Origin of the sequence: Wolbachia endosymbiont (group A) of Barypeithes pellucidus, from assembly GCF_964030885.1 — a bacterium.
In the GTDB taxonomy this organism is placed as follows: domain Bacteria; phylum Pseudomonadota; class Alphaproteobacteria; order Rickettsiales; family Anaplasmataceae; genus Wolbachia.
This window is the reverse complement of record NZ_OZ034985.1, coordinates 1,028,734-1,041,479: the sequence shown is the minus strand read 5'-3', so window position 1 is coordinate 1,041,479 and position 12,746 is coordinate 1,028,734. Positions and strand designations below refer to the sequence as shown.

Genomic DNA, 12,746 nt, shown 5'->3' with positions numbered 1-12,746 from the left:
CATTTGTGTGCGGAATATTTGGTGTAGTAAGTAGCGGTGATTCAGTAATACCAACTTTACTAACTGGGTTGCAAAAATTGGAATATAGGGGATACGACTCTTCGGGTATAGCAATCATAAATAATGAAGGTGAAATAGAAGTCAAAAAATCAGAAGGTAGAGTTGAAAGGTTATGTGAAATTGTTGATGAAAGCAAGATGTCTAGCAGTACAATTGGCATAGCACATACTCGCTGGGCTACACATGGAGTCCCAGGCCTTAAAAATGCTCATCCCATTCGTACAAATAATGTTGTTGTTGCTCATAATGGCATAATTGAGAATTACAATCTGCTAAAAAAGGGTCTAGAAGAAAGGGGAATGTCATTCCATACTGACACTGACACAGAGATCATACCAAATATGCTAACCTTATATCTTGATGAAGGATTGTCGCCAGTTGATTCTCTATTTAAGTGTTTAAACAACTTACATGGCTCATTTGCCTTGGTCTTATTATTTGCAGAATATCCAGACGCCTTATTTGTTGCGAAAAGAAATTTGCCTTTAGCAATAGGCTATAACTGTAACACAGTGTTTGCTGCATCTGACTCTAATGCTTTAAGTGCATTTGTGGAAAGAATATCGCATTTAGAAGATGATGACATTGCAGTGATAAAATCTAGTGGAGTTAGTATATACAACAATGGTACACAAGTTAAACGCAGTATAGAAAATAGTAGTCCAAGTGATTTTCTAATTAGCAAAAATGGTTACCCTAGCTTCATGTTAAAAGAGATTTTTGAGCAACCGCGTGCATTAAACAAAACAATAAATCAATTTTACAAGCAATATAAAGAGGTCAACAAAAAACTCTTCTCTGAACTGAATCACATTACTATAGTTGGATGCGGATCATCTTATTTTGCTGGGCTAATAGCGAAGTATTGGCTGGAAAGTATTGCTCAAGTTCGAGTATATCTAGAAATCTCATCAGAATTTAGGTATAGCAACGTCAAGCTGGAAGAAGGCAGTATTGGGTTATTCATCTCCCAATCTGGCGAAACTGCAGATACCATAGAAGCGCTGCGTTATGCGAAATCACAGAAGCAAACAATCATTAGTATAACTAACACATTTAGCAGCAGCATCGAAAAGATCTCAGATATTGTGTTACATACTCTTGCTGGTCCAGAAATTGGTGTTGCTTCAACAAAAACCTTCTCTGCGCAACTTGCAACTTTAGCATGCTTTGCCGTGGAGCTTGGAAAAATAAAAGGTATACTGGGTGGAGAGAGAATAAAGCAGCTAAGCAGTGCTATCAACTCTATCCCCAAGTATATTGAGCATGTTTTAAATGTGATGAAAATACAACATATATCAGGTAGTATATTAGAGCACAATAACGTTATTTTAATTGGCAGAGGAAGTTCATACGGAGTTGCAATGGAAGGTGCATTGAAGATAAAAGAGCTTTCATACATCAATACAATTGGTATTGCAGCGGGAGAAATGAAGCACGGTTCTATTGCTTTAATAGACTCTACTGTGCTTGTTATAGCAATTATCCCTTATGATAGTTTATTCTTTAAAACGCTATCTAATATACAAGAGATTATTGCAAGAAAAGGCAAAGTAATTGCCTTCAGTGATAAGCAAGGAGCGCCATTCCTAAGGGAAGTTTGCATAGATGTGGTGCAACTTCCAGACGCTGATAATTTTATCTCTCCAATCATCTACAGTGTTGCTATGCAATTCCTTGCTTACTTTACTGCAGCAAAAAAAGGGTTAGACGTGGATTGTCCGAGAAATTTAGCTAAGTCTGTCACGGTTGAGTAGTCCATTTAAAGTTAAACTTCTAATTAAGAACTTTAATTATTAACTATAAGTCACTGAATTTCACTAGTAAATTTACTGCCATCATCCATATTGTACAATTGTATATAAGATATAGTATAACAATAGTGTCCGTTCAGCTAATACCAATTCCCACTGCACAACAAACGGATAGACAAGAATGGAAAAAAAGCCATACCATTGCCTCTCTTTCTCACTCCATAATTAAAAAACTCTGCAATCCCTCTTATTTGATTCACTAATAATGAGAATTGGTATAACTTTGCTATTTTTCTCTCTATAGGGAGAGTAGACCGGCGGATCTTCCCCGCCAGCCTCTCGCAGAACCTTACTATTACCCATAAATCTAAAAATGGAGAAAAAGCTGCTATTTTACTAATTCAACTTTCTATTATAAATAGATCTATGGTCTAAAAATGGAATATATGATGAAAAGAAATATAAATACCTCAACTGGCGAATGGGCAGAAAGTGAATTTGGAATTGTTAATTTTGGTGATATAAGATTAAGTAAGAGGCTTTTAAAAATAGTTAATAGTTTTGCTGAATCGCCTGAGCGTTCAATAAATCAAGCTTGTGAAGATTGGCATCAAAGTAAAGCAGCTTATAGATTTTTCCAAAACGATGCCATTTCTGAAAGAAAGATATTAGACAGTCATATAATTAAAACTGTTGAAAGAGCTAAAAACTATCTTAGCTATCCAAGACACGAGTTATATTTCATATAAAAATCATAAAAAGACCGAAGGATTAGGGATTATAGCAGCAAGATTAACATCTAAAACAACTAACTTTAAAACCCATGATGCATACAACGTTTGCAGTTACAACAGAAGGGCTACCTATAGGATTATTAGATCAAAAAATTAGTACTAGACCTCCTTTGGCTGAAGACCTAAAAGAGTTGAAAAGAAGAAGCCATAATACTGCTATTCCGATAGAAGAGAAAGAAAGCATACGGTGGATAGCATCACTTAAAGATTCTACTCACCATCCTGGATTAAAGAACGTTAAGGTAGTTACCGTTTGCGATAGAGAAGCAGATATTTATGATTTATTTGAAGTCGCTTCCACTAATCAATCTCTTTTTGTAGTAAGAGGAAATCAAAACAGAACAGTAAATAAGAAGTCGACTTATTCTGAAAAAGGTGGTGAAAGGTTGTGGGATTTAATGAATCGCATGTCTTGTCAAGGAGAAATTCAAGTCTGCTCGCAATGATAAACCTCAAAGAACAACAGTTTTAGAAGTAAAGTTTAGTAACTTTGTGATGAATGCATCAAAAAATAATGCTAGACGTAAAACCCAAAAACTTCCTAATTTAAGTTTAAATGCTGTCTATGCTATAGAAAAACACCCCCCATTTGGCGAAGAACCTATGAACTGGATTTTGTTGACAAATATAAATATTAATAATTTTGAAGAAGCAGTAGAAAAAATACAATGGTATTGCTTAAGATGGAGAATAGAGGTTTTTCATAAAATTTTAAAATCCGGTCTTAAAGTTGAAGAATGTAGGCTCCAAACAGCAGATAGATTAATCCGCTTTCTTACAATTATGAGTATAATTGCATGGAGAATATTTTTTATCACACTAGTAGCTAGAACAAATCCAAATCTTTCTTGCACTGTCATACTGACTGATGACGAATGGAAGGTTTTGTATACCAAAATGCTTAAGACAAAAGACTATCCTGAAATCCCACCACCTATAAGAGAAATCGTGAGGTGGATAGCCAAATTAGGAGGGTTTTTAGCTCGCAAAAATGACTTAGCTATAGCTTTGTGGAAGGGATGGAAACGTCTCTTTGATTTAGCAGAAGGATGGAGACTCGCTCATGAATTTTATACTTGTGGGTAATAGTAAGTCGCAGAACTGTGCATGAACCTCTCGACTCACACAGCTCCCATTATTCAGCCCTTGCTACTAATTATAGCATAATTAAGGACTCTGTTTTAATCAATTGCTCATCCCATCTCTGGTTGACCAATAACTAAACTAAATCCCTTCGCTCCATCTCCATTACAGAGACTTCTTCACTACTACGAACTCTGTTTTCCGCATCGGTACTCTCACCCTTGGAGTTTAGCTCCTTGGATTTCTCCCTTATCATCGAAACGACAGGTTCCCGCAGTTCCAAGCAATAGCCCAAAATAGATTCACGCCACCTCTATGCCGGACGCCACCTATCCAGTAAACAAGCTCCCGATACCAGGTTAGCCTGGTTTTGACATCGTCTAGTTCCTTTCGACACTTTATCAGTGGTTCATTTGCATTCGTCTCTCTATTTCACACATGACGCATAATTGCGCCTTTTCCATAACGCTGGAGAGTAGACCGGCGGAACTTCCCCACCAGCCTCTCGCAAAACCTTACTATTACCCACAAGTATAAAATTCATGAGCGAGTCTCCATCCTTCTGCTAAATCAAAGAGACGTTTCCATCCCTTCCACAAAGCTATAGCTAAGTCATTTTTGCGAGCTAAAAACCCTCCTAATTTGGCTATCCACCTCACGATTTCTCTTATAGGTGGTGGGATTTCAGGATAGTCTTTTGTCTTAAGCATTTTGGTATACAAAACCTTCCATTCGTCATCAGTCAGTATGACAGTGCAAGAAAGATTTGGATTTGTTCTAGCTACTAGTGTGATAAAAAATATTCTCCATGCAATTATACTCATAATTGTAAGAAAGCGGATTAATCTATCTGCTGTTTGGAGCCTACATTCTTCAACTTTAAGACCGGATTTTAAAATTTTATGAAAAACCTCTATTCTCCATCTTAAGCAATACCATTGTATTTTTTCTACTGCTTCTTCAAAATTATTAATATTTATATTTGTCAACAAAATCCAGTTCATAGGTTCTTCGCCAAATGGGGGGTGTTTTTCTATAGCATAGACAGCATTTAAACTTAAATTAGGAAGTTTTTGGGTTTTACGTCTAGCATTATTTTTTGATGCATTCATCACAAAGTTACTAAACTTTACTTCTAAAACTGTTGTTCTTTGAGGTTTATCATTGCGAGCAGACTTGAATTTCTCCTTGACAAGACATGCGATTCATTAAATCCCACAACCTTTCACCACCTTTTTCAGAATAAGTCGACTTCTTATTTACTGTTCTGTTTTGATTTCCTCTTACTACAAAAAGAGATTGATTAGTGGAAGCGACTTCAAATAAATCATAAATATCTGCTTCTCTATCGCAAACGGTAACTACCTTAACGTTCTTTAATCCAGGATGGTGAGTAGAATCTTTAAGTGATGCTATCCACCGTATGCTTTCTTTCTCTTCTATCGGAATAGCAGTATTATGGCTTCTTCTTTTCAACTCTTTTAGGTCTTCAGCCAAAGGAGGTCTAGTACTAATTTTTTGATCTAATAATCCTATAGGTAGCCCTTCTGTTGTAACTGCAAACGTTGTATGCATCATGGGTTTTAAAGTTAGTTGTTTTAGATGTTAATCTTGCTGCTATAATCCCTAATCCTTCGGTCTTTTTATGATTTTTATATGAAATATAACTCGTGTCTTGGATAGCTAAGATAGTTTTTAGCTCTTTCAACAGTTTTAATTATATGACTGTCTAATATCTTTCTTTCAGAAATGGCATCGTTTTGGAAAAATCTATAAGCTGCTTTACTTTGATGCCAATCTTCACAAGCTTGATTTATTGAACGCTCAGGCGATTCAGCAAAACTATTAACTATTTTTAAAAGCCTCTTACTTAATCTTATATCACCAAAATTAACAATTCCAAATTCACTTTCTGCCCATTCGCCAGTTGAGGTATTTATATTTCTTTTCATCATATATTCCATTTTTAGACCATAGATCTATTTATAATAGAAAGTTGAATTAGTAAAATAGCAGCTTTTTCTCCATTTTTAGATTTATGGGTAATAGTAAGGTTCTGCGAGAGGCTGGCGGGGAAGATCCGCCGGTCTACTCTCCCTATACCTTAATCGTTTATAACCTTTGGCACTACGAAATACCCATGCTCAGGTTTTGTATTGGACAATATCTCTTCTTTAATGTTTTGAGAATTTATAACATCATCGCGTACATGAATGTCCTTGTCTATACTGCCATAATGCATAGGAGAAACACCTTCAGTATTAACTTGCAATAAAGTATCATGTATCCAATCCAGCATTGTCAGTTCTTTGGAGTAGTGATCAATCTCATCATTTGATAACTTAATCCTTACAAGCTGTGCAATTTTAAGCATTTCTTCTTTGGTAATTGTTATTTTTCTCTTATTTGCAAATTCTATTAGTGAAGTAATAACATCTTCTGTTGATCTAGTTGGCATCTTTACCTCCTTGGATGAAGTGAGTTAAAATATTTACGACCGAAACAACTTCTATTTTACCAGTTTTTTCAAGTTTGTGAAGTATGGTATCCGTAATCACTAATTTATCTAAAGAAGAGGAAGAGATTTTCTCAACTGCACTTCCTGAAAGCACGCCATGTGTAATGCATGAAATTACGGACTTTGCTCCGTGGCCTTTTAAAGCAAGAGCTGCATTACACAATGTTCCACCAGAGTCAACTATATCATCAACAATGACACAATTTTTATTCGCAACTTCTCCTATTATGTTCATTACTTGAGATGTGCCTGCTTTCTCCCTATATTTATCTACTACAATAATCTTACCACTTAACCCTATCTTGCACTTTTCCTCTAAAGTCTTTGCAAAAGCACGTGCTCTGCCAATTGCTCCAACATCAGGTGCAACAATTGCCAAATTTTCCGTGTATATACAGTCAACAAATGCTTCAAAGCAGTTCAAATTAGTTATCGGTACATCAAAGAATCCTTCAATTTGACTTGAGTGCAAATCAATAACTGCAACACTACTTGCACCTGCAGTTTGAATAAGATTTGCAACTAATTTGGCACTTAAAGCAGATTGCATATTATTGTTCTTGATAACTCTATCTTGCCTGCTATATCCATAATAAGGAATAATTACTACTATCCTTTTGGCTCCTAATCTATTTACTGCATCAATTATAAGCAGAAGCTCCATAAGGTTATCATTCACAGGGGGAGAAAGAGATTGTATTATATATACTTCTTGATTATATAGATCATTTTCTACTTCTACATTTACCTCACCATCGGTAAACTTTGATATCCAAGCAGAGGATGGTTGAACATCTAGCCGGTTAACTACTGATTCCCCTAATTCCTTACTAGCATTACCCATTATTATCTTCATAACGCACTAATTGAGTTTTTAAGATTATACAGAAATCATGAAATAATTGAAATGTAAGTTTCTTTATCTAGCATTCTTGTCGGCGAATTAGGTACCTCTTGTACAATGACCTGTCATTTTCATGCATTATTTCAATAAATAGATCTAAATTGAAATAATTATACAAAACCCTGCTTATGTTTCAAGATAAATGACTTTAATGAAATATAATTTACCTTACCACTTCGTTTTGATTCTTCAGTTCAACATAGGATAAATTACTCATACATTCTTCTAGTATTTCCTCCTTTTTATCATTACCTAGTCCACTGCTAAACCCCTGACACTTTTTCTCAAGAGCTAAGCGTGTAGCTATGATATACATTACTGTTTCAGGTGAGACCTTTGGTAATTCATTTCGGACTTTTTCTTGTTCTTCTTCAGAAAAATTACTAAGGTTTTCCCTGGCCATTTCAGGAAATTTTTGAGTAATCGTTTCTTTTATCATTCCACCAACTTCCTGTTTATTTAGTGTAATAACTACCGATGGATGCAAGCCAGATAAAGACTCAACCATTTTATTATATGTTCCACCAGCACAACTTTGACCGTGATTACCATAAGTTGTTGCTGCATCTATAAGACCTTTAATAAACATATCCTTTCTGTTTTTTATGTCCTTGTTACTTAAAGGAATTTTTTGGTCTATCGTTCCTGTATTTCTATCGTTGCAAGCTTTCCAACACAAAACAGCTGTTTGTTTTAGTGTTAATTTGCTATAACTATCTTCTGTTGTTTTATTAATAAACTCCAAGCATTTAAGTGCATGAGATTTTTCGTCTTCTGTAAATTCATTTGACTGTTTAATGTACTCTTCAACATCAGTTGTATTTCCTCTATTTAGTTGTGTATAGAATTCATCCTTACTTAGGTTCTCCTTATATTTTTCTATGAGTCTATCAACACTTAAATTTATACTAGAAACTGCACTTGGATCGTGAGTAGTTTGTGCAACAAAAGGAAGAACATTAACTAAATCGTGCATGAGAAACTGCCTTTCTTCTTCTGGAGCTTCTTGTATAAAATTAAAAATCTGCTGTATTTCTCTAATGAGTGCTTGGTTTAGCAAACTTAAGAACAACATAGGCAGCACTAAAAGTATACAGGAAATAATAATGCATATGGTTAAAACAACCTTTAATATTCCCCTAATGATATTTTTTGGCCAGGCCGATAATCTTGTTTCATTTTCTTTTGGTTTTAAAAAATAATCTACTAACCATGAATACAAAAAGAACCGTATAAGAAGAAAAAGTGGAGGAATTGTGCTTATCAGTAAAAGTATGTTAATGAATTTTTTGATTCTACCAGTATTGTTATAAGCGTTTCGTACTCTCTCTATTATAGTGTTTGCTCTATTTTGCTGTTGATTATTATCTGCACCTGCTAACATATTATATTTCCTCTAAAGCACTCGATCTAGTATATTAGAATATTAAAATTATATCAATAAAAAATTTGTGAACTACTATAGCTCTCTGTGATTTACTGATCGCTTTATAAAAAGCTTTATACTTTTTGCTTAATTGGAGATGCTACCTCTGCACTTTCTGCTCTGTCTAGGGTACTACTTGGTTTTTCTGCAGTAATTTTTTGAGTACTACCATCTACCTTATTCTCGATATCTGCTCCATATGATCTTAATACTTCAATAGCTTTCTCGTTTCCACTATTCAGCGCAATATCTAAAGCATCCATTCCATCATTATTTTTGTGGTTGATAAAATTTTCTAGCTCAAAGCTTTTTATATACTGTTCAATAACGAGTTTCACTACTTCTCCAGAGCAATTATTGGCAGCAGGAAAAAGTACTGTATTGTTATTATTGTCTTTTTTTGTTACATCTGCTTTGAGCTTGTCTATCAAATACTTGATAATTTCTATTCTGCTATCATCTTCTGCTTCAGTGCACTGCCTAGCAGCTAAAAACAGAGCTGTTCGCCCATTATTGTCCACATCTTCGATATTTTGCCCCTTATCAATTAAGGCTTGTATTATATTTTTATTACCATACAAAGCAGCAAAGTGAAGAGGAGTATACCCTTCGGTGCTTTCTCTTTCATTAATCAGCGCACCATGGCTAGCTAGTAATTCTATAAATTCTGGCGTATCTGCAAACACTGCAAAGTGCATTGGTGTTAGATCATCTTTACCATGATTTTGAGTTTTTGCATTAACGTTTGCTCCATTTTTTATTAGCAATTTTGCTATTTCTAATTGTTTGCGTCCGATGGCAATATGCAGTGGCGTACGATTGCGTTCATAATGATCATTGACGTTTGTGCCACACTTGATTAGTAGTTCTGCAGCTTCAATATTACCTTCCTGAATTGCAACATATAAGGAAGCATATCCATCTTTTGTTTCCTCTGTCATACGAAATTGCGAACATGTTAGTTCATATATTATTAAGGATTATTATTAAGTTTTTATTAATACAATATTAATAATAATTAAGATTTTAACCGCGGTTAGAGAAATTTATGTTTATCGACAATTTTGTAAACAGCAAATCCGTCATTCTGCTGCTTGTTAGCGCCGCGGCGGTATGACCCTAGCTGATCTTATACTAAATGAATGTTTTTGATGAGGTTGCATAGAAGCTGGATTCAAGTGCCAAGCACTGGAATGACATCATTCTCCTGTCATCCAAGTAGCTGACACTGGTTTCCATCCAAAAAGGTGTCATCCGAGTAGCTGACTACTTGGATCCAGATTGGATACTGAGTTGGTTAGAGCTTATCCGCAAACGAAAAAAAGTATAGTATATGAGTTTTAAAAATGGGGTTAGAAATGAGAAAAAAGTATCCTACAGATCTTAGTGAAAGAGAGTGGTCGCTAATAGAGAAACACTTTAGAGTATCATACAAGAAAGGAGGAAGGCCGCTAAAACATAGCAAAAGAGAAGTATTATCGGCAATTTTTTATGTACTACGTACAGGATGTCAATGGCGCTATTTACCGCACGTCATGGAAGACAGTATATGAACAATTTAGGAGGTGGAAAAAGCAAGGAATTTTCGAAAAAATGAACTACGATATCACTAAATATAGTAGGTCAAAAATGGGAAGAAACGAGGAGCCAAGTGCTTGCATAGTAATCTGTAAAAACGACAGAAAAAGGGGGGTCAAAGGTTATGATGGGAGTAAAAAAGTAAAAGGTAGAAAAAGGCACATAATCTCAGGGTTTTATATTAGGCTGTTATGTGGGTGCTGCTAGTGAAAATGACAGAGATGGTAGCATTGGATAATATGAGGAAAAAATATACTAACGTTAAGAAAATGTGGGCTGATATGGGGTATCAAGGAAGAAATTTAAAGGAGTACATAGAAAAAGAGTACGGAATAGACATTGAAATTGTTAAAAGGCCTCCATGTAGGTTTTGGGTACACAAAGACACACCACCTGAACTACTACCAATGAGGGAACAGGGGTTTAAAGTACAGTCAAGAAGATGGGTTGTAGAAAGGACTTTTGCTTGAGGAATAGAAGGCTATCAAAGGAATACGATTTACTTACAACATCCACTGAAAATTTCATATACCTGGCTATGAGTAGGGTTATGTTAAGGAGGGAATATGCTTGAGTTTACCAGTTTCCGGACAAGCTCTCAGGATACCTATTATGTGGACAATATCAAAGGTATAGATCAGCAGACTTTTGTTGATACTTATTCCAGAGTTGCAATGGTTAAACTTTACACGGGTAGAACAGCTATTACAGCTTGCAGACCTTCTCAACGGTAGAGTTATTCCATTTTTGGATGAGCAGAAAATTCCATTATTACGCATTCTAACTGATAGGGGTACGGAGTATTGTGGCAAGCCCGAAAATCACGCTTATCAGCTATATTTGGGAATAGAAAACGTTGATCATTCTAGAACCAAAGCCAACTCTCTACAAACTAGTGACATATGTGAAAGGTTTCACAGAACTATGCAAGATGAGTGTTACAATATTATCTTTAGAAAAAAAATCTACAATTCTTTGACAGATTGATGTTGATCACTGGTTGCGTTCTTACAATGAGACAAGGCCTCACTCAGGCAAATATTGCTATGCCTATGCAAACGTTTTTGGATAGTAAACATATTGCTTTTCAGAAAAATATTAGTAGCATTAAACAAGAGCATGATATTAGTTTTAATTCTTCTGTCAGTTAATTCTTGTCTTTTACAAAATTATTAATCATACCAGATCTTAAGGGTGTAGTTAGTAATAAATATGCAGTAAAAACAAGTTCTAGCACTACTGCAGATAGAACAAGAATAGCTGCACTGATCGCTTGACCATTGTAAACGTAGCTTGTTAAGCCGATAAAAATAGCCATGATAAAAGCTCTAATGACCGAGAGTGCAGAAGAAGCCGTACCTTTAATTTCAGGGAAAACATTTATTGATGCGTTCAAAACCACTGGCTGGCACATTGCACAACCGATAGAAAAAATAATCATAGACAGTGTTACTAAGTAGGAAGAATGGGGCATGATTACACTGAATATTACAAGCAATAGAGACCCAATAGCACCTACGCTCGTACCAGAAATTACACACCATCTTGCTCCAAATTTTTGTAGGATTTTACCGGAAAATAAGCTGGTTAGAGAAAAGGAACCTACAATCAAACCTTGATGTAGTGCATAAACTTTGCTTGGTAATCCAAAAGTTTCCATGTATAGAAATGGCCCACAAGTAATGAATGACATATATGCAGAAGTAAAGAGACTTGGTATTAAAGACAATGCAACGAATTTTGAACTCGATAATAATTTTCCGTAATCTTTCACCGTTTTTTTCAAACTGAAAATATCGCGGTCCTTTTTTGTTTCTGGTAACGCTAAAAGTAGTAAAATCCAAGAGATCAAACAAATTACTGCAACAGTTGCATAATTACTACGCCACCCTACAGCTTCGTTAATAAAGCTTCCTAAAATAGGTGCAATTGCCATGACAACTGTTAGAACAGAATTCATGATTCCAATAAATTTTATTGCTTTGTCACCCTGATAACTGTCTGCAACAATTGCAAACACAACTACAGATGTGCTAACACCAATGCCCTGAACAAAGCGAGAGATAAAAAGCCAAAAAACCGACGGTGCAAAAACGCAACCAACAGCACCGATTAATAACAAAGTGTTACCTATGATCATAATTCTCCTTCTGCCATAGCATTCAGACAATGGACCGAAAAACAACCCTCCTATGCAAAAGCCTAAAAAATTATAAGCAATAGTTAATTGAATTGTTCCTTCCGATACGTTAAAATAGCGCACTATATCCGGAAAGCTAGGCACGGAAATATCAATTTCAATGAACTTGGCAATTAGAGACAGGATTAACAGAAATGGTAGTAACATTTGAAATTTTTAATTAATGAATAAAAATATCACATTTAAAGCGTTAAAAGAAGAACATTTTCTTACTTTTTCAACAGTCCGTCTAAATTACCACAAGCAGTTTAATTTTTCATCATTATTTAAAAATATGCAAGAAGCTTTACAGAAACTTAACATAATTTTATCATAAAAATATCATTCTTAAGTCCTATATAAAAACAAATTTTGGCACTAAGTGAATCTTTTTTAATTAACTATGAGCTGGATAAATTGGAAAATAAATTTTGTTTACTTTTACAATAC

The 12,746-nt window shown here is 35.0% G+C and carries 6 protein-coding genes and 4 pseudogenes; 4 read left to right on the top strand and 6 right to left on the bottom strand.

Annotated elements, in window-relative coordinates:
• Positions 1–5 precede the first annotated feature (5 nt).
• On the top strand, positions 6–1,817 hold the full coding sequence (glmS, locus tag ACQH1X_RS05340; RefSeq protein WP_425385915.1) for a glutamine--fructose-6-phosphate transaminase (isomerizing): 1,812 nt from the start codon (positions 6–8) through the stop codon (positions 1,815–1,817).
• A 443-nt stretch (positions 1,818–2,260) separates the two neighbouring features.
• A pseudogene (locus ACQH1X_RS05335) lies at positions 2,261–3,694 on the top strand (IS4 family transposase).
• 518 nt (positions 3,695–4,212) lie between these two features.
• On the opposite strand, the pseudogene ACQH1X_RS05330 reads toward ACQH1X_RS05335, so the two are convergent.
• From ACQH1X_RS05330 to ACQH1X_RS05310, 5 genes and pseudogenes are all read right to left on the bottom strand, one after another.
• A pseudogene (locus ACQH1X_RS05330) lies at positions 4,213–5,646 on the bottom strand (IS4 family transposase).
• A 149-nt stretch (positions 5,647–5,795) separates the two neighbouring features.
• Complete coding sequence (gene gatC / locus ACQH1X_RS05325; protein ID WP_265025593.1) at positions 5,796–6,149, bottom strand: Asp-tRNA(Asn)/Glu-tRNA(Gln) amidotransferase subunit GatC; 354 nt, start codon at positions 6,147–6,149, stop codon at positions 5,796–5,798.
• Positions 6,139–7,065 (bottom strand): ribose-phosphate diphosphokinase, encoded by a 927-nt coding sequence (locus tag ACQH1X_RS05320; protein WP_425385914.1) that lies wholly within the window; start codon positions 7,063–7,065, stop codon positions 6,139–6,141. The genes gatC and ACQH1X_RS05320 overlap by 11 nt, the downstream gene beginning before the upstream one ends.
• 211 nt (positions 7,066–7,276) lie before the next feature.
• Complete coding sequence (locus ACQH1X_RS05315) at positions 7,277–8,497, bottom strand: hypothetical protein (RefSeq protein WP_425385913.1); 1,221 nt, start codon at positions 8,495–8,497, stop codon at positions 7,277–7,279.
• Positions 8,498–8,613: 116 nt separating this feature from the next.
• A complete protein-coding gene (locus tag ACQH1X_RS05310) occupies positions 8,614–9,480 on the bottom strand; it encodes an ankyrin repeat domain-containing protein (protein ID WP_425385912.1) in 867 nt (288 codons plus the stop codon).
• A 417-nt stretch (positions 9,481–9,897) separates the two neighbouring features.
• Between ACQH1X_RS05310 and ACQH1X_RS05305 the strand changes: the two are divergent.
• Both ACQH1X_RS05305 and ACQH1X_RS05300 read left to right on the top strand, forming a co-directional pair.
• Positions 9,898–10,691 (top strand): annotated as a pseudogene (locus tag ACQH1X_RS05305) (IS5 family transposase).
• A 22-nt stretch (positions 10,692–10,713) separates the two neighbouring features.
• A pseudogene (locus ACQH1X_RS05300) lies at positions 10,714–11,268 on the top strand (integrase core domain-containing protein); the annotation flags it as partial.
• On the opposite strand, the gene ACQH1X_RS05295 reads toward ACQH1X_RS05300, so the two are convergent.
• Positions 11,265–12,464: a multidrug effflux MFS transporter gene (locus tag ACQH1X_RS05295; RefSeq protein ID WP_425385911.1), complete on the bottom strand. Its 1,200-nt coding sequence runs from the start codon at positions 12,462–12,464 to the stop codon at positions 11,265–11,267. The pseudogene ACQH1X_RS05300 and the gene ACQH1X_RS05295 sit on opposite strands and share 4 nt — an antisense overlap.
• Positions 12,465–12,746 lie beyond the last annotated feature (282 nt).